The sequence below is a fragment of the Mycobacterium sp. SMC-16 genome (assembly GCF_046250085.1).
In the GTDB taxonomy this organism is placed as follows: domain Bacteria; phylum Actinomycetota; class Actinomycetes; order Mycobacteriales; family Mycobacteriaceae; genus Mycobacterium; species Mycobacterium phocaicum.
Map to the genome: position 1 here is coordinate 433960 of NZ_CP176427.1, position 17409 is coordinate 451368.

At 67.2% G+C, this 17409-nt stretch carries 15 protein-coding genes; 7 read left to right on the top strand and 8 right to left on the bottom strand.

Features of this window, described 5'->3' with window-relative positions; translation table 11 throughout:
* The first annotated feature begins 19 nt into the window (after nucleotides 1–19).
* From ACJEIK_RS01970 to ACJEIK_RS01990, 5 genes are all read left to right on the top strand, one after another.
* The gene (locus ACJEIK_RS01970; protein ID WP_406802260.1) at nucleotides 20–1138 is read left to right on the top strand and encodes an IniB N-terminal domain-containing protein; all 1119 of its coding nucleotides are present in this window, start codon (nucleotides 20–22) and stop codon (nucleotides 1136–1138) included.
* A gap of 97 nt (nucleotides 1139–1235) precedes the next feature.
* Nucleotides 1236–3077, top strand: a complete 1842-nt coding sequence (locus ACJEIK_RS01975; protein WP_409430945.1) for a dynamin family protein — start codon at nucleotides 1236–1238, stop codon at nucleotides 3075–3077.
* Nucleotides 3074–4576 (top strand): dynamin-like GTPase family protein, encoded by a 1503-nt coding sequence (locus tag ACJEIK_RS01980; protein WP_133428263.1) that lies wholly within the window; start codon nucleotides 3074–3076, stop codon nucleotides 4574–4576. Before ACJEIK_RS01975 ends, ACJEIK_RS01980 begins: the two co-directional genes overlap by 4 nt.
* Before the next feature lie 50 nt (nucleotides 4577–4626).
* Nucleotides 4627–5310 carry an Abi-alpha family protein gene (locus ACJEIK_RS01985; RefSeq protein ID WP_138247786.1) on the top strand — a complete coding sequence of 228 codons (684 nt, stop codon included), beginning with the start codon at nucleotides 4627–4629 and terminating at the stop codon, nucleotides 5308–5310.
* Nucleotides 5310–6551: a DUF445 domain-containing protein gene (locus ACJEIK_RS01990; RefSeq protein ID WP_409430946.1), complete on the top strand. Its 1242-nt coding sequence runs from the start codon at nucleotides 5310–5312 to the stop codon at nucleotides 6549–6551. The genes ACJEIK_RS01985 and ACJEIK_RS01990 overlap by 1 nt, the downstream gene beginning before the upstream one ends.
* Here ACJEIK_RS01990 and ACJEIK_RS01995 read toward each other — a convergent pair.
* The 3 genes from ACJEIK_RS01995 to ACJEIK_RS02005 are packed head-to-tail and all read right to left on the bottom strand — an operon-like array spanning nucleotide 6548 to nucleotide 8437.
* Nucleotides 6548–6937 (bottom strand): hypothetical protein, encoded by a 390-nt coding sequence (locus ACJEIK_RS01995; protein WP_409430947.1) that lies wholly within the window; start codon nucleotides 6935–6937, stop codon nucleotides 6548–6550. The two genes, ACJEIK_RS01990 and ACJEIK_RS01995, sit on opposite strands and share 4 nt — an antisense overlap.
* A 6-nt stretch (nucleotides 6938–6943) precedes the next feature.
* Complete coding sequence (locus ACJEIK_RS02000; RefSeq protein WP_135357224.1) at nucleotides 6944–7873, bottom strand: LLM class F420-dependent oxidoreductase; 930 nt, start codon at nucleotides 7871–7873, stop codon at nucleotides 6944–6946.
* A gap of 18 nt (nucleotides 7874–7891) precedes the next feature.
* The gene (locus ACJEIK_RS02005; protein ID WP_135357223.1) at nucleotides 7892–8437 is read right to left on the bottom strand and encodes a hypothetical protein; all 546 of its coding nucleotides are present in this window, start codon (nucleotides 8435–8437) and stop codon (nucleotides 7892–7894) included.
* A gap of 101 nt (nucleotides 8438–8538) precedes the next feature.
* Between ACJEIK_RS02005 and ACJEIK_RS02010 the strand changes: the two genes are divergently transcribed.
* Entirely contained in the window at nucleotides 8539–9588 is a 1050-nt protein-coding gene (locus ACJEIK_RS02010; RefSeq protein WP_167838061.1) for a sulfate ABC transporter substrate-binding protein, read from the top strand.
* Nucleotides 9585–11342 (top strand): SulP family inorganic anion transporter, encoded by a 1758-nt coding sequence (locus ACJEIK_RS02015; protein WP_409430948.1) that lies wholly within the window; start codon nucleotides 9585–9587, stop codon nucleotides 11340–11342. Before ACJEIK_RS02010 ends, ACJEIK_RS02015 begins: the two co-directional genes overlap by 4 nt.
* A 5-nt stretch (nucleotides 11343–11347) precedes the next feature.
* Here ACJEIK_RS02015 and ACJEIK_RS02020 read toward each other — a convergent pair whose 3' ends face one another.
* From ACJEIK_RS02020 to ACJEIK_RS02040, 5 genes are read right to left on the bottom strand one after another with little or no spacing between them, the layout of a single operon-like run.
* Nucleotides 11348–11644 (bottom strand): hypothetical protein, encoded by a 297-nt coding sequence (locus tag ACJEIK_RS02020; protein ID WP_020103971.1) that lies wholly within the window; start codon nucleotides 11642–11644, stop codon nucleotides 11348–11350.
* Nucleotides 11645–11663: 19 nt separating this feature from the next.
* Nucleotides 11664–11930: a hypothetical protein gene (locus ACJEIK_RS02025; protein ID WP_064857510.1), complete on the bottom strand. Its 267-nt coding sequence runs from the start codon at nucleotides 11928–11930 to the stop codon at nucleotides 11664–11666.
* A 33-nt stretch (nucleotides 11931–11963) separates the two neighbouring features.
* Nucleotides 11964–14813: an AMP-binding protein gene (locus ACJEIK_RS02030; protein ID WP_409430949.1), complete on the bottom strand. Its 2850-nt coding sequence runs from the start codon at nucleotides 14811–14813 to the stop codon at nucleotides 11964–11966.
* Between the two features lie 51 nt (nucleotides 14814–14864).
* A complete protein-coding gene (locus tag ACJEIK_RS02035) occupies nucleotides 14865–15842 on the bottom strand; it encodes an alpha/beta hydrolase (RefSeq protein ID WP_409430950.1) in 978 nt (325 codons plus the stop codon).
* A gap of 14 nt (nucleotides 15843–15856) precedes the next feature.
* Nucleotides 15857–17332 (bottom strand): flavin-containing monooxygenase, encoded by a 1476-nt coding sequence (locus ACJEIK_RS02040; RefSeq protein WP_133428268.1) that lies wholly within the window; start codon nucleotides 17330–17332, stop codon nucleotides 15857–15859.
* Nucleotides 17333–17409: the final 77 nt, after the last annotated feature.

The following is a 17409-nucleotide window of genomic DNA, read 5'->3' on the forward strand; positions in this document are numbered from 1 at the left end:
CCCAACGAAAGGGACTCCAATGACCAGCCTGATCGAATTCATCATCGACCTGTTCCGCTTCCCGACCGTCGCGAGCTCGTTCGTCGCGAACCCCGAGCAGACCATGCGCGACGCCGGCCTCGCCGGTGTCACCTCCGCGCAGCTCGCCTCGGTCGCCGCGAGTGCCGTCCCCGCCGGCGTCGTGCTCGGTGGCGGCGACCCGGTCGTCGGCCTGCAGAACGCGGTCTCGGACTACTACAGCATGTCCTCGCCGTTCTCCCCGCAGACCGCCTTCGCCCCGAACACCGAGTTCGCCAGCCGCAACCAGACCGACTTCGCCAGCCACAACAACGTGCCGATCGCCAGCGGCAACGACATCCCGGTGCTGAGCCCCGACCAGCACGCCGGCGCCAACGCCCAGCAGGGTGCCTTCAACCTGGGCTTCGGTGACATCACCCTCGGTGGCAGCCACGTCCAGCAGGGCGACGGCGGCGTCAACATCGCGGGCAACAACCACGGTGACATCGCCAGCGGCAAGGGCGCCGTGCAGGGTGACGGCAACACCGTCACCAACGGCGACATCCTGACCGGCAGCCACTCCCCGGTGATCGTCGGCACGGGCAACCACGCGACCGACAACTCGCAGACCGCGGGCGGCCACATCATCCAGGGCAACTCGGGTCCGGTGGTCAACGACGTCAACACCGGTGGCGGCAACGGCGGCGGCGCCAGCGCCGGCGGCGGCCTGATCGGTGGCGGCCACGCCAGCGGCGGCAGCGGTGGCAGCGGCGGCAACATCGTCATCAACGACGGCAACACCTCGTCGACGCACGTCGGTGGCAACCAGACCACGGTCGGTGGCGACCTGGGCAGCGGCAACAAGAGCGTCATCGACGACTCGTCGCACTCCTCGACGGTGAACACCAGCCTGAACAGCGGGAACACGGCCAACACCAGCATCGGTAGCGGCAACAGCACCCACACCAACATCGGCAGCGGGAACACCACCCACACCGACCTGAGCGCCGACAACTCGGTGCACAGCACGGTTGCCGACAGCTCGGTGCACGAGGCCAGCATGAACACCTACGCACCGACCGAAACCCACACCACCACCGACATGAGCCACACCACCCACATCGATCCGCACATGCACTGATCGATCGCGACAAACTCCTCCGGCGGGGCCACCTACAGGCCCCGCCGGATGTTTGCGCATACCGTTAGACAGTGACAATGCAGTCGAGGAGAGCCCAGTGACGCAGCCGAACGAGGCGAACCCGCGCCCGGTCGCGGTGATCGTCGAGTTGATCGACCACACCAGCCGGATCGCAGGCCTCAACGACCGCGAAGACCTGGCGCAGCGGTTGCTGGCGGCCAAGACCCGGATCAGCGATCCGCAGATCCGGGTGGTGATCGCCGGGCAGCTCAAGCAGGGCAAGAGCCAGTTGCTGAACTCGTTGCTGAACATGCCGGTCGCGCGCGTCGGCGATGACGAGAGCACGGTGCTCACCACCGTCGTCCACTACGGGGACGCGGCGGCCGCCGAACTCGTCCTCGCCCCGGCCCAGGAAGGGGGCGATCCGTCCGTCGTCGCCATCCCGCCCAACCAGCTGTCGACCGATCTGCGCCACGCCCCGCAGGCCCAGGGTCGCCAGGTGCTGCGCGTCGAGGTGGCGGCGCCGAGCCCGATGCTCAAGGGCGGCCTCACCTTTGTCGACACCCCCGGCGTGGGCGGGCTGGGGCAGCCGCACCTGTCGGCCACTCTCGGCCTGCTGCCCGACGCCGACGCCCTCCTGATGATCAGTGACACCAGCCAGGAGTTCACCGAGCCGGAGCTCACGTTCATCCGGCAGGCCCTCGAAATCTGCCCGGTGGCAACGATTGTCGCCACCAAGACCGACCTCTATCCGCACTGGCGCGAGATCGTCGCGGCCAATGGCGCGCATCTGCAGCGCGCGCGGCTGAACGTCCCCGTGGTTCCCGTTTCTTCCGCGCTGCGCACCCACGCGCTGGCACTGAACGACAAGGAACTCAACGACGAGTCGAACTTCCCGGCGATCATCAAGTTCCTCACCGACAAGGTGCTCAGTCGGGAGAACGACCGCATCAAGGATCAGGTGGTCACCGAAATCCACGCGGCCGCCGAACATCTCACCCTGGCCGTGTCCACCGAGCTGGCCGCGATCAACGACCCCGAGAAGATCGAGCGCATCAAGGCCGAGCTGGAGCAGAAGAAGGAAGACGCCCAGAATGCGTTGCAGCAGACCGCATTGTGGCAACAGGTGCTCAACGACGGCATCGCCGACCTGACCGCCGACGTCGACCACGACCTGCGTAACCGGTTCCGCAACATCACCGCGCACACCGAGCGCGTCATCGACGGCTGCGATCCCACGCAGCATTGGGCCGAGATCGGCGCCGAGTTGGAGAACGTCGTCGCGACCGCGGTCGGCGACAACTTCGTCTGGGCGCATCAGCGCGCCGAGGCGCTCGCCGCGGAGGTGGCCCGCACGTTCGTCGAGGCCGGGCTGGATTCGGTCGAACTGGCCGAGGTCAGGGCCCGCGACATGGGCGCGGGCCTGGGCGAGTTCAACCCTGTGGCGCGATTGGAGTCCGAGCCGATCCGGGCCGGGCACAAGGTGATCACCGGGATGCGCGGGTCCTACGGTGGTGTGCTGATGTTCGGCATGCTGACCTCGTTCGCCGGGCTGGGCATGTTCAACCCGCTGTCGTTGGGCGCCGGACTTGTGCTGGGCCGCAAGGCCTACAAGGAAGACATGGAGAATCGCATGCTGCGGGTGCGCGGCGAGGCGAAGATGAACGTCCGCCGGTTCGTCGACGACGTGTCGTTCGCCGTCGGCAAGGAGTCGCGTGACCGGCTGCGAAACATCCAGCGCCACTTGCGCGATCACTACCGGGGCATCGCCAACCAGACCACCCGCTCGCTCAACGAGTCGCTGCAGGCGACACTCGCCGCGGCGCAGATCGAAGCCGGCGAGCGCGACAACCGCGTGCGGGAACTGGAGCGGCAGTTGAACATTCTGCGCCAGGTCATCGACAACGCGGTGAAACTCACTCCGGCCCTGGCGCAGTGAGCACAAGCGCACGCGTCCGCGCCATCCTGGGCGGCGTCATCTCGGCCTACCGGTCCGACCCCGTCTACCAGCACCGGCCGCAGGCCCTGGCCGAACTGGACTGGATCGGCCGCCGGCTCGATCAGCCGATCCGCATCGCCCTCGCCGGCACCCTCAAGGCCGGCAAGTCGACGCTCGTGAATGCGCTTGTGGGCGAAGAGATTGCGCCCACCGACGCCACCGAGGCCACCCGCCTGGTCACCTGGTTCCGGCATGGCATGACGCCCCGCGTCACCGCCAACCATCGGGACGGCCGCCGTACCGACGTGCCGATCACCCGCGGTGACGGCCTGACCTTCGACCTCGCGCGGTATTCCGGCGCGCCCGCAAACGACATCGTCGACCTCGATGTGCAGTGGCCCGCAGCCGAATTGGAACAGACGACCATCATCGACACACCGGGGACGTCGTCGCTGTCGCGTGACGTCTCCGACCGCACGCTCCAACTCCTGGTGCCACGAGACGGCGTGCCGCGCGTGGACGCCGTGGTGTTCCTGCTGCGCACCCTCAACGCGCCGGACATCGCGCTGCTCAAGCAGATCGGGGAACTCGTCGGCAGTGGCTCGGGTGCCCTCGGCGTCATCGGGGTCGCGTCGCGCGCCGACGAGATCGGGGCCGGACGCATCGACGCGATGATGTCGGCCCGTGAAGTGGCCACGCGTTTCACCGCAGAGCTGGACCGCACCGGCGTCTGCCAGGCCGTCGTCCCGGTGTCGGGGCTGCTGGCGCTGACCGCGCGCACCTTGCAGCAGAGTGAGTTCACGGCCCTGCAGAAGCTCGCGGCCCTCGACGGTGACGGCGCCACCGCCCTGACCAAGGCCATGTTGTCGGCGGATCGCTTTGCCCGGCAGGATGATTCGCTGCCGGTGGACGCCATCACCCGGGCCGCGCTGCTGGACCGGTTCGGCATGTTCGGCATCCGGATCGCGATCGCGGTGCTGCGCGCCGGCGTCACCGACTCACAGGGTCTGGCCGACGAACTGCTGGACCGCAGCGGGCTGGTGGCCCTGCGCGACGTCATCGATCAGCAGTTCGCGCAGCGCGCCGACATGCTCAAGGCACACACCGCACTGCGCTCGCTGCGGCGCTTCGTGGAGGCCAATCCCATCTACGCGACGCCGTTCATCCTGGCGGACATCGACCCGCTGCTGGCCGACACGCACGCGTTCGAGGAATTGCGGTTGCTCGGTCAATTACGTTCCCGGCCAACCACATTGAACGACGACGAGATGGCCTCCCTGCGCCGCATCATCGGCGGCTCCGGAACCGACGCGGCGAGCCGGCTGGGGCTGAGCAGCGACGCGCCGTACGACGGTCCGCGGGCGGCCTTCGCGGCGGTGCAGCGGTGGCGCCGCCGGGCCGATCACCCGCTCAACGACCCCTTCACCGCACGCGCCTGCCGGGCCGCCGTGCGCAGCGCCGAGGCCCTGGTCGCGGACTATGCCGCGCAGGGAAGGTGAGATATTCGAGATCGTTGGCAATTGGTGCCCCGCGCGGCTACCGTTTGCGGGTGGCTCAATCGTTTGATCCCTTCGGCCTGGTAGGACGCGCGGTGGACGCCGCTCGACTCGGTCTGGACGTCTACAGCTGGACCGAGCAGCAGATCGTCGGCGCCCTGCGCAAAGGCCTCAACGAACTGGAACCCGAGGACGGTGCCGACGACGTCGTCGCCGCCGCCGACGCGCCGAAACCGGCCGCCGGCGACGAGACGCTCAACTCCAAGATGAGCCAGCTGCTCAACCGGGCGCTCGACCAGAACACCGCGGGCAGCCAGACCGAGCTGTACCACCATCTGCTCGATCAGTTGGTGGCCGACGAGGCCCGCATCGTCGGCGCGCTGTCCGACGGCTCCGTCTCACCCTTGGTCAACGTGTACGACCGGACCCGCAAGGCGGTCCTGGAGAACGCGGCACTGGTCGGCCGGACCGCCAACGTCGCGCTCCCACAGATGACGCCGCAGTACGTCGGGCATTTGCTGGCGCTGCGCCTCGTGGAGATCGGTCCGGAGGATTCTGCGCTGAAAACCGAGTACGAGGTGTTGATGGCTGAGACCATCGTCCTCAACGCGATCAAGGCCGCGTCGAAGGGTCCGCTGCCCGCCAAGGTGGAGAAGCTGACGTTGACGCTGTCGCCGCTGGGCCGATCGCTGTGGGCCGCCGCCACCGCGGAGGACGACCAGAACGGGTGGCGCTGATGTCCTTGACCGAGATCCTTCTCGACTTCCGCGCGCACTGGGTCATCTACTTCTCCATGCCGCTGGTGGCCGCCTTCGTCGGCTGGAGCACCAAGATCGTCGCGATGGAGATGATCTACCGGCCGCTTGAGTTCAAGGGCATCGGTCCCATCGGCTGGCAGGGCATCATCCCGCGCCGGGCCGGCAAGGTCGGCTCCACGACGATCGAGCTGCTCACCGCGAATCTGCTCAAACCCGAGGAGCTGCTGTCGCGGATCGACGCCAAAGAGGCCGTCGAGGTGCTGCGCGAGCCGTTGGCGGCGTCGATCAACGACATCGCCCGCGACGTCGCCGAGGAGATCCGCCCGGGCCTGTGGGACTCCCTGCCCGAGGCCGGCCGCCAGGCCATCCTGAACCGCATCCATTCCCAGGCGCCCCGCATCACCGAGAAGATGCTGGGTGAGATGCAGTCGGACCTGAGCCGGTTCGTCGACCTGCAGTTCCTCTCGGTCACCACGCTGGTGCGCAACAAGGAGAAGCTCAACAAGCTCATGCGCGGCCTGTCCGACGACGCCATGGCGTTCGTCCGGCGCAGCGGCATCTACTTCGGCTTGATCATCGGTACCGCGCAGATGTTCGTCTGGGCCATCTTCAAACTGCCGTGGATCATGCCGGCCTTCGGTTTCGGTATCGGCCTGGTCAGCGACTACATCGCGCTCAACATGCTGTTCCGGCCCATCAAGCCCACGAAGTACCTGGGCTTCATCAAGTTCCAGGGGCTACTACACGCGCAGCGCGAGAAGATCACCGCGGACTACGCCCGCATCCTGGCGGAGGACCTGTTCGCGCCGGACATCCTGTTCGACGGCATCCTCAAGGGCCCGGGTGCCGACAAGCTCTTCTCGATGGTCGCCCGTGAGGTCGAGCTCGCGATCGACAACGAGGTCGGTGGCTTCACCGGCACGGTCGTGAAGTTCGCGGTCGGCACGTCGAAGTACAACGCGCTGAAGGACAGAGTCGTCGACCTGGTGGTCGAGCGGCTGCCCGCCACGCTGCTGGACGCGCAGGACTACGCCATGAGCAAGATCGACCTCGAGCGCACGATCATCGACAAGATGAATCAGCTCTCCAATGAGGAGTACGAGTCGATTCTGCGGCCGGTGTTCAAGGACGACGAACCGTTGATGATCGCCATCGGCGCCATCCTCGGTGGCTGCGTCGGTGAACTCCAGGTGCTGATGATCGAGTTCTTCACGCACTAGTGCGGTCGCGGCCCCGGCGGGTGGGTGCGCCTCGACTGCGTGATCGACGTCGACGTCGGCGGGGTACGGCTGGTCGTCGTGCTGTCGCCCCGCGGGGTGGATGTCTCGGACGTGGTGTCCGTCGTCTGCGTCGGGGGCGGCACCTCGATGTCGGTCGTCGACGGGGTCACCGACGTGTAGCTGGTCGACGTCGTGGTGGTCGTGACCGCCGCGGTCGACGAGTGGACCGGGTCATTCACGATGACGGGCACCGGCGGCGGCTGTGGCTGGTTGTAGTGCCGCGTCAACCATGCCCCGGCGAAGTACAGCAACGCGATGGCCGCGAGCGCCGCGATGCTGGCACCCACGAGATGAGGGGTGCGCTCATGCCACGGCCGCTCGGTCATGGCCGGTCAGCGTAGCTGTGGAATGACTTCCGTGCTGAAGAACTCGAGGTGGTCGAGATCGGCCATGTCCAGCACCTGCAGGTAGATGCGCTCGACGCCGGCCGCGATGAACGGCGCCAGCTTGTCGACGATCTCGGCCGGGGTGCCGACGGTGGGGGAGTTGCCGCGCATCTCGTCGACCTCGCGGCCGATGGCGGCGGCCCGCCGGGCGATCTCCGCCTCATCTTTGCCCGCGCACAGCACGAAAGCCGCCGAGTACGTGATGCTTTCGGGTGCACGGCCGGCTGCGTCGACGGCCGCCCGAACCCGGCCGAACTGAGTGGTCAGGGTGTCGATGTCGACGAACGGGATGTTGAACTCGGCGGCGAACTTGGCGGCCAGCGCCGGGGTCCGCTTGGCGCCGCCGCCACCGATGATCACCGGCGGGTGGGCCTGCGCCGGCTTGGGCAGGGCCGGGGAGTTCTTGACGGTGTAGTGCTTGCCCGCGAAGTCGAAGTGCTCGCCGAGCGGGGTGTCCCAGAAGCCCGTGATGATCTGCAGTTGTTCTTCCAGCCGGTCGAAGCGTTCGCCCAGGGCCGGGAACGGGATGGCGTACGCTTCGTGCTCTTCGGCGAACCACCCGGCGCCGAGGCCCAATTCCACACGGCCACCGCTCATTTCGTCGACCTGCGCGACGGCGATGGCGAGCGGCCCGGGGTACCGGAACGTCGCCGAGGTGACCATGGTGCCGAGCCGGATGGTGCTGGTCTCGCGGGCGATGCCGCCGAGCGTCACCCACGAGTCGGTGGGCCCGGGCAGCCCGTCGCCGGCCATGGCCAGGTAGTGGTCGGATCGGAAAAACGCTGAGTAGCCGAGCCTTTCGGCGGCCTGAGCGACGGCGAGCTGGTCGGCGTAGGTGGCACCCTGTTGCGGTTCGACGAATACCCGGAAGTCCATGCCGCCCAGCCTAATGAATCAGAAGGCCTTCACGCCCGCCGTCGAGACGAACATCCCGTGGCCGGTGCCGGCATTGGTGAAGCGTGTGCCCTCGGCGCCGGCGAGGATCGTCCAACCCACCGCCGAGTAGGTCTGGTAGTCGATCGTCACGGTCGGGATCGCGCCGAGATTGCCCAGGCCCCAGGACAATTTGCCATCGGCGGTGACCCGTACGCCGCGCGCGGTCTCCCCGTTCACCTGCGGCGCGTTGGCGAAGTCCGACTCGCAGTCGACGGCGGCCGCGTTGAGCTGGCACCGCGTCTGGCCGGACTTGGTCGCAATGAAGACGTAGCCGTTCTGCGGGGCGAGGGCCTGTGCGGTCGGCGGCACGGCGCTCGGTACCGGGATGGGGCTGACGGGAACCGGGCGGATCGCCTTCTCGCTCGGCGTCGGTGTGCTCGCCGCGGACGTTTCCCCGCTGGGCAGTCCCGACTTCGGGCTTCCTGGGGTGGTGCTGTCGCAGCCGGCGAGCAGTGCCACCGCCAGCGCGGCGGTGGCAGACATGGTGAGCCGTGTGTGGTTCATCGGCAATCAGGCTACGGGAGATCTGATCGCGCTGATCCAGACCGCTGCCCCGGCGCGTCCTCCTGCCTAACGTCGAACTTCCGTAGTGAACAGAGGTGGCGATGAGCAGAAAACACATATCCCCGCTCGGTGTGGTCGGCGTCGTCGCCATCGCGGTGGCCGGAGTTCTGATCGGGTTCAAGAACATTCACGGTCCGTCGCCGGATGCCCTGCTGAACGTGTCGTACGACCCGACACGCGAGCTGTATGCCGCGCTGGACCCGCAGTTCGTCGCGCAGTACCGCAAGCAGACCGGCGTCACCGTCGACATCAGCCAGTCGCACGGCGGGTCCGGCCGACAGGCGCGCAACGTCATCGACGGGACGTCGAAAGCCGGTGTGGTGTCACTGGCCTTGGTCAGTGACGTCGACAGGCTGGCCAAGCGCGGGCTGATCGCCAAGGACTGGCAGCACCGGCTGCCCAACAACTCGGTCCCCTATACGTCGACCATCGTGTTCGTGGTCCGCAAGGACAACCCGAAGAACATCCACGACTGGCCCGACCTGGTGAAGGGCGACGTCTCGGTGGTGACCCCGGACCCGCGGACGTCGGGCAACGGCAAGCTCAGCGTGCTGGCCGGGTGGGGATCGGTGACCACTCGCGGCGGCACCGAGGCAGCGGCCCACGACTACCTGGCGGCGTTGTTCAAGCACGTCGCCGTCGCCGACGAGGGCGCGCGCGGCGCGGCCACCAGCTTCGCCGTGCAGAAGATCGGCGATGTGCACCTGACGTGGGAGAACGAAGCCATCCGGGAAGTGGCCGCGGCGCCGGGCGAGCTGCAGATCGTGTATCCGCCAGTGAGTATCAAGGCCGAGCCCGCGGTGGCCTGGGTCGATGCGAACGTGGCCGGCAAGAAGACCGAGGCCTACGCGAAGGCCTACCTGAACTACCTGTTCACCGACCCGGCCCAGGATGTCATCGCGAAGTACGGGTACCGCTCGATCAACCCGCAGATCCAGGCCAGGTATCGGGCTCAGTTGCCGGATATCTCGCTGTTCCCGGTGACCGCGATCGCCAAGGACTGGGACGACGCCGCCGAAAAGTTCTTCGGCGACAACGGAATCGTCGACACCATTCATATCCCTGCGCAGCGAACGGTGGTGGGATCGTGAGCCTGCTTTCGAACCTGAAACTCAACTACGACCGCACCCTCGCCCGGCGTGATCTCATCGCCGGCCTGACGGTGGCCGCCATCGCGCTGCCGCAGGGCATGGCCTATGCCCTGATCGCCGGTGTCGACCCCAAATACGGCGTCTTCTCCGCCATCGTGGTGACGCTCGTCGCTTCAATATTCGGTTCGTCGTCACACCTGATCAACGGACCCACCAGCGCCATCTCGCTGTTGGTGTTCAGCTCATTGGCGTTCATCGATCCGGAGAACCGCACCGAACTGTTCGAGGCGCTGTTCGTACTCGGGGTGCTGGTGGGCACCATTCAGATCCTGATCTCGGTGTTCAAACTGGGTGACCTGACCCGCTACATATCGGAGTCGGTGATCGTCGGGTTCATGGCGGCAGCCGCGTTCCTACTTGCCTTGGGCCAGTTGGGAAATGCGGTCGGGGTCAAGGACCGGGGCAACGGCAACATGCAGGTGCTGTACCGCACCTACCTCACGCTGTTCCACGGCGACGCGATCAACTACCGAGCCGTCGTCCTGAGTGGCACCGCTGTCGTCGCCGCCGTCGTGCTCCGAAAGTTGGTGCAGCGCTATGGCTTGCCGCAGCTCGACATGCTTGCCGTGCTGGTCCTCGCGGCTCTGATCGCCTACTTCTCGGGCTGGTCGACGCCCGGCCACGGGGGTAAGACCGCGGTGTCGATCACCGGGAAGATTCCCGCCAGCCTGCCCGACTTCCACATTCCGGTGGTGCATTGGGAGTGGCTGCCGCATCTGTCGGAGGGCGCGTTGGCGGTCGCTTTCATCGGCTTGATCGAGGCGCTGTCGATCGCGAAAGCCATTGCGCACCAGACGCAGCAGAAGATCGACTACAACCGGCAGATCGTGGCGGAAGGGCTGGCCAACCTCGCCGGCGGCTTCTTCCAGAGCCTGCCCGGTTCGGGTTCGCTGTCGCGGTCGGCGATCAACTTCCAGGCGGGCGCGGCCACCCGGTTCTCCGGCGTCATCGCGTCGGCGGCGGTGGCCGGCGCACTGCTGTTGTTCGCGCCCCTGCTGAGCTACATCCCGAAGGCGGCGCTGGCCGGCTTGTTGCTCGTCACCGCAGTGCGTCTGGTCGATTTCCATCGACTGGTGCGCACGGTCAAAGCATCTCGCTACGACGCCGGTCTGGTGATCGTCACGGCGATCACCGGTGTGGTCATCGACCTGGACAAGGCAGTGCTGCTCGGCGTTGCGCTGTCGATCCTGCTGTTCGTGCCGCGGGCCTCGAAGCTCAAGATCGCCGAGTTGGTGGTCACGCCCGAACGCGTGGTCCGGGAGCGGGTCGGCGATGAGCCCGACAACCCGGCGGTGTTGATCTACGACATCGAAGGCGAGCTGTTCTTCGGTGCCGCACCGGAAATCGAGCACGCCCTGGACGCACTCACCGAGCGGGTCAAGGCCGAAGGCACCCAGTTCGTCGTGCTCCGTCTCAAACGGGCCCGCAACCCCGACGCGGTCGGCATCGAGCGGGTCGAGCGGTTCCTGCATGACCTGGCGGAGCTGGGCGTCACCGTCCTGCTGGCCGGCGTCCGGCCCGACATCCTGGACCTCCTCAGCAATGTCGGGCTGCGTGAGTGGTTCCCGGACGAGCGCATCTTCCCCGAAGAGGACAAGGAGTTCTCGGCAACGCTCAAGGCAGTCCGCTACGCGGAGTCACGGCTGGTTCCCGGTGGCGTCCGCAGCGGCGACGAGCTGTACTACCTCGTCTGAGGCGACTACTGCGGCAGCAGCGGCGGACGGCAGATGTTGTTGATCGGGTCCCACCACGCGCCGTCGCGGCAGTCGAGCGGCGTCGTCGAGACCGGCGGCCGGCAGCTGTTGATGTTCGGGTCCCACCAGCCGCCTGGGCAGTTCTGCACCAGCGGGGCCTGGCACCGGTTCTGCACCGGGTCCCACCAGGTGCCGTTGTCGCAGTCGGCATTGCTCACGGCCGGAGCGATCGCGGCGGTGATGGCCATGGGCGCCAAGGCGGCCGCGGCGATGACGGCGGCACGCTGCAGTGACTTGTGCATGCCGCCAGCCTAAAGGGCCTCAGTTACAAGGCAAGTCGCCCGGCGTGTAGTAGGGGACCCCGGCCGGGGTGTAGCACGGCGGCCGGCCTGCGGCGGCCTGCGCGGCGGCGTCCTCGGGAGCCGCCGCGGCCACCGCCGCGTCGCCGGCGATGTTCGTGCAGCCACCGGCACTGACGTGGCGGCCGCCGACGCTGCCGCACACATCGGCGTGCGCGGCCGGGGCGCCGACGGCCGGCACGGCCGCGGACACCAGCAGGAACAGCACTGCAGCAACGGATTTCTTCATGAGAAGAGTATTGACGACTTCGTCAGTGCGGCGTCAGCTTTCCTTGTAACTGCCGTCGTCTGTCCGGGTGAAGTAGCGACCGGGCGGGGGCAGCGGGTCGCGGCGCAGCGGCCCGGCGACCGGGCGGTGCCACGGCGTCATCGGCACCTCGTCGACGACGCGGACGAACGCCGGCCGTTGCGCGGCCGGCAGGCTCGCGAGCGCCTCGTCCAGGTCGGCGGCAGAGACGTCCTGCCCGTCGACCAGGGACAGTGCCGCGACCGCCACTTCCGCGTCGTCGGCAGCGACGCCGTAGGTGTGCACCAGGTCGACGGCCGGCAGCTTGCCGATGGCCGCGGTGATGGGCAGGGACGCCACCACACCGTCGGCGGTGCGGATCTGGGTGTCGACGGAGTCGATCAGCCAGTAGTCGCCGTCGGCGTCCCGGTTGACCAGGCTGCCGCTGGAGAACCAGGCGTCGCCGGCCTCGAACAGGTTGCGTAACGGCGGCGCCGACGCGGTCGTGGCCGAACTGATCTTCACCAGCAGCAGGCCGGTCTCGTCGGCCGCACACCGGATGGCGTAGCCGTCGGCGCCCGAAACGACTTGCTGCGCTTCGGGATCCCATCGGACCACAGCCACCGTCGCGCTGCCGGGCAGTGGCCGGCCCAGCGACCCGGGCTTTGTCGGGTTGATGTTGGCCAGGATGGCCTCGCCCTCACTGGTGGTCCAGAAGTCCAGGACACCGGCGGGTGCGAAACGATCCAGCACTCGGCGCCACAGACCGCGCGGCATGCCGGAGCCGACGAACAGTCGTACGGAGTGATTGCGTTCGGCGGGCTGCGGCGCGGCATTGACCAGCGGTCGCAGTTGCGCCCACGTGTAGCAGACGATGGTGACGCCATAGCGGCGTACTTCGGTCCAGAACGTCGCCGGGTCGAGGTCGGTTGCCATGGCCAGGCGGCTGCCACCAGCGACCGCACCGCCGATACCGGTGAGCAGGCCGGACGTGTGGTAGATCGGGTTGATGCAGTAGACGGTGTCGGAGTTGGTCAACTCCGCAGAGGTTGCGGTGCCGTAAGCCGATAATCCGAAGCGGCCGTTGGTGACTCGGATGGGTCGGGGGTCGCCGTCGGGGCCGCCGAAGAAGATGAAAGCGAGCTCACCGGCGCGGCCCGGGTTGGGGCGGTACCAGTCCGGGATGCGCACGGCGTTGGTCTCGCCGATCTCGAGTGCGGTGAGGGTGCGGTCGCGATGCAGGTAGGGCGTATCGAGCAGGAAGGTGTGCAGCGGGCGCCCGGCGAAGTCGGCCTCGGAATGTTCGGGGTCGGCAATCACCCTGTTCACCTTGCCGAGCTCGACTTCCCGCGCGGTGTCGGCGTCGGGCCGCAGCATCACCACGACGGCACCGATGCGGTTCAGTGCGACCACCACGGCCAGTGCAGAGGGGCGGGTGCCCATCATGACGCCCACATGCTCGCCGGCCCGCACTCCCGCTGCGAGCAGTCCACGAACCACGGCGTCGATGCGGACCTTGTTCTCACCGTAGGTGTAGCTGCGGTCCTCGTACATGAAGCTGACGTCGTTGGGCGCATGCTGGGCCTGCTCATCGAACAAGAGCGCCAACGAGATTCGCGAATGGGCCTCGAGGCTGCGAATGCGCGCCAAGCGTGGCATCTGGCGTGACACCGTGCCGAACACGCCGCGCATGTTGTCCACCGAGCGGGCCACCGAACCGGCAACCGTGCGGCCGACATCGATCAGGGCCTGGACGCCCTCACCCGGCCCTGCGGGTGCGGTCTCGGGGATGGCGGTGGAGGTGTCGACCTTGACGACATGCTCGGGCAACGGGCCGAGGCCCTCTGCGTACCGCATCCAGTCGGCCACCAACGGCCAGGTGTGGTTGGTTGCGGTGCTACCCACTACCAGCCCGAAATGCCCTGCGTGCAAGGTGCTTTCGAAAATCTCGGTGCGCGGTGCGGCGCCCACGATCCCACGGACCGATGCGGGAGGGGCGATTTCGTCGACTTCCCCGACGAACGCGAGGATCGGCGAGGTGATGTCTGCGAGCGTGACCGGGCGTCCCGCGATGCTGAATCCACCCGTCAACATCCGGTTGTGGACCAGGAACTGCTGCAAGAACTCAGCGAGGGCAGGCCCGGGCCACGCCACCCAGCCGTCGTTCATCAAATAGCGACGCTGGCCCTCACGGGGCAACAGCGCGTCGCGGTCGTGCAATGCCAACAGGAACTGCAGCTGCCCGGTCACGGCCTTCACCGGGTCGAGCATCTGGAAACCCAACCGGGTCGCCCAGCCCGGCACCGACCGGCCGCGCAGCACGTTCTCCATGATGAACCCCATCCCGGGGATGGCGACTTCCGCGGGTACCCCCATCGGGGCCGTTTTGCTCAGATCCACCGGGCTGCCGAACGTCACTACGCTGCCGATGCCAACGCTCCGCCGGTACGCCGAAGTCTGGTAGCAGAACATGCCACCCTGCGAATAGCCGGCGAGGTGCACCTTGGTTCCGGTGGTGGCGACGATCTCGTCGATGGCCGCGTCGATGGCCAGAACGTGATCGGCCAGCGTGCGCTTGAGCCCGCCGGGTTCCTGTTCCGGCGAACCGAAGTCGATGACCCACGGATCGATGCCGTGCTCGATCAAGGTGCGTACGCCGCTGGCCTGCGGTGACACGTCGAACACGTCGGCGGTGAGCATCAGGGGAGGCACCAGCAGCACCTGGGGACGGCCCGCCTCACCCGCGGTGCGGTACCGCCGCAGCTTGTGGATCCGGCCCTGGGCGACGACGTCGAACGGCGCCGGTTCTTCACCCGTCTCCAACCCGCCGTAGCGGGCCACTTCCAGCCAGTTACGAGTCGTTGCTACAACCCTGTCGAAGATCACGGTCCGCCCTTTCGATCAACACTCGGTGCAGATCATGCCAAGCGGACGCGTTCACCACGGCAGTTTGACCGCCAGTCGCGGTGCCGGCGGGTTGGTCGACCGCAAATGCACGTCGGTCGAACGGATCGGATCGAGGACGCGGGTCAGGAAGGTGACTTCGTCGGCGAGGGCCGCCTCGAAGCTGGGGCCGTCGTAGAAATCGAAATGGTCGGCGGGGTATGCGACCAGATGGGCCAGGTAGCCGGCCTTCTTCGCGGCTTTCTTGGCCGCATCCGGCGGAGCGATGCGGTCGTTTGTCCCGATCTGCATCAGCAACGGGCACTCCAGCTGACTGGCGTGGACGGTCGGCCGGTTGAATGCGATTTCCAGCACCGTGCGGGCGGCGAACTCGTTGCGCCAGGTGGGGCCGGCGAGCGCGAGGTAGGACTCCTCGGAACCGGGAGTGCTGAGCGGCGCGGCGCTGCCCGGCTGTCCGGCGAGTGGCAGGTAGTGCGGGCTGCGGCCGAGCCGTGCCCCCGCGGCATCGAACAGGCCGTGCGCCACCAGGCGCGCCATGTGTCCGGCGCTCGCCTCCCGAACTCCTTGCACCAGGGCGGCCAGCCCGTCGGTGGCGGGACATACGGATACCACCGCGGCCACTCGCTGGTCCGTGGCGGCGACGGCGATGACGTGTCCGCCCGAGTACGACGTGCCCCACAGCGCGATGCGGTCGCGGTCGACGCCCGGCAGATTCCTCGCGGCGTCGATGGCGGCGTGGTAGTCCTGCCGCTGCTTCTTGACCGAAACATCCTGGCGCGGCTCACCTTCGGAATCGCCGAAGCCCCGGTAGTCGAACAGCACCACGTCCATCCCGGCGGCCGCGAACGGCTCGGCGAACGCCATCAGTCCGGAGTCGCGGGTGCCGCCGAAGCCGTGGGCCATGACCACACACGGCCGACCGCTCTGTCCGGTCAGCGCGTCACTGTCTGCGGTCAGATGCCAGGCGGCGCAACGCTCGCCGTGGCTGATGAAAACGAACTCGGTTGTCATGATCGCTCCTTCGGTCAGACCACGGACAGCGGTGCGGCGGCGGGCGTGAAGACGAGGGCGGGATCCTCGATGGGGCCGTTGCGCAGCCGCTCCTGATCCATTTCGTAGGCATGCTTGAACGCCCACGGGCCGTAGGTGCCGCCACGGGGGAACTTCGCGACGGCCCGCTGGACGTAGCCGGAGGTCATGTCCAACAACGGAACTCGCTCCATGGTCCCGTCTTCCAGGATCGGGACCACCTTGCCGTAGCCGTGCTCGTCCATGTAGTCGAGCATGCGGCAGAAGTGCTCGCACACCAGGTCGACCTTGAGGGTCCAGGCGATGTTGGTGTAACCGACGGCGAACGCGAAATTGGGCACGCCCGACAGCATCATGGCCTTGTAGACCGTGAGGTCGGGGAGATGGAGCAGGTGCCCGTCGACGCTCAGCTCGATCTTGCCGAAGGGGATCATGTTCAATCCGGTCGCCGAGATGATGATGTCGGCGGCCAGCTCCTGCCCGGATTTCAGCAGGATGCCGTGCTTGGTGAACCGCTCGATATGGTCGGTGACGATCGAGGCCTTGCCTGACGAGACCATCTTGAACAGGTCGCCGTCGGGCACCATGGCCAGGCGCTGCTGCCACGGGTTGTACTTGGGCGTGAAGTGCGTGTCGACATCGAAATTCTTGGGCAGCTGCCGAGCCACATTGGCGATCAACAACTTTCGCATCACCTTCGGGTAGCGCATGCACATCTTGAACAGCCCGCGATTGAGCGAGATGTTCTTGCGCCGCACGATCTTGTACGCCCGCTCATGGCCCAGCACCTTGTTCAGCACGTTGGCGATCGGGTCGGACGCCGGTATCGAGAACACGTAACTCGGCGACCGCTGCAGCATGGTGACGTGCGCGGCCTTGTCGGCCATGTTCGGGATCAGCGTGACGGCGGTGGCGCCACTGCCGATGACGACGACGTTCTTACCGGTGTAGTCCAGATCCTTCGGCCACAGTTGGGGGTGGATCACCGGACCCTCGAAATCGTCGCGGCCGGGGAAGTCGGGGATATACGGGTTCTCGTAGTCGTAGTACCCGGTGCCCAGGAACAGGAAGCGCGAGGTGAAGGTCTCGGGGTGTCCGTCGTGGGTGGTGTTGACGGTCCAAAGTCCTTGCCGGGAATCGAAATTCGCCGAGTCCACGTGGTGGCCGAACCGGATGTGGCCGGCCAGGTCGTTCTCCTCGACGGTCTGTTGCAGGTAGTCGAGGATGATGTGCCCGTCGGCGATGGACTTGCGATGCGTCCACGGCTTGAAGCCGAAGCCGAAGGTCGGCATGTCCGAGTCCGAGCGGATGCCCGGGTACTGGTGCAGGCTCCAGGTGCCGCCGATCGCGTCTCGTCCCTCGAGCACCGCAAACGACGTGTCCGGGCGAAGAGTCTTGAGGTGATACGCCATTCCGATGCCGGAGATCCCGGCGCCGATGACCAGGACGTCGATGGGAGCGGTGGTTGTCATGGGCACTCCTTTGCCGGTCCGGCGGGTGTACCTGCGACGTTAGTAGCGCGGCGACGCGTCCACGCCGGGTTTTGCAG

Bases quoted from the DNA above. Each gene is read 5' to 3' on its own strand.
- ACJEIK_RS01970 (WP_406802260.1), top strand. From the start codon at position 20: ATGACCAGCCTGATCGAATTCATCATCGACCTGTTCCGCTTCCCGACC.
- ACJEIK_RS01990 (WP_409430946.1), top strand. From the start codon at position 5,310: ATGTCCTTGACCGAGATCCTTCTCGACTTCCGCGCGCACTGGGTCATC.
- ACJEIK_RS01995 (WP_409430947.1), bottom strand. From the start codon at position 6,937: ATGACCGAGCGGCCGTGGCATGAGCGCACCCCTCATCTCGTGGGTGCC.
- ACJEIK_RS02000 (WP_135357224.1), bottom strand. From the start codon at position 7,873: ATGGACTTCCGGGTATTCGTCGAACCGCAACAGGGTGCCACCTACGCC.
- ACJEIK_RS02005 (WP_135357223.1), bottom strand. From the start codon at position 8,437: ATGAACCACACACGGCTCACCATGTCTGCCACCGCCGCGCTGGCGGTG.
- ACJEIK_RS02010 (WP_167838061.1), top strand. From the start codon at position 8,539: ATGAGCAGAAAACACATATCCCCGCTCGGTGTGGTCGGCGTCGTCGCC.
- ACJEIK_RS02020 (WP_020103971.1), bottom strand. From the start codon at position 11,644: ATGCACAAGTCACTGCAGCGTGCCGCCGTCATCGCCGCGGCCGCCTTG.
- ACJEIK_RS02025 (WP_064857510.1), bottom strand. From the start codon at position 11,930: ATGAAGAAATCCGTTGCTGCAGTGCTGTTCCTGCTGGTGTCCGCGGCC.
- ACJEIK_RS02035 (WP_409430950.1), bottom strand. From the start codon at position 15,842: ATGACAACCGAGTTCGTTTTCATCAGCCACGGCGAGCGTTGCGCCGCC.
- ACJEIK_RS02040 (WP_133428268.1), bottom strand. From the start codon at position 17,332: ATGACAACCACCGCTCCCATCGACGTCCTGGTCATCGGCGCCGGGATC.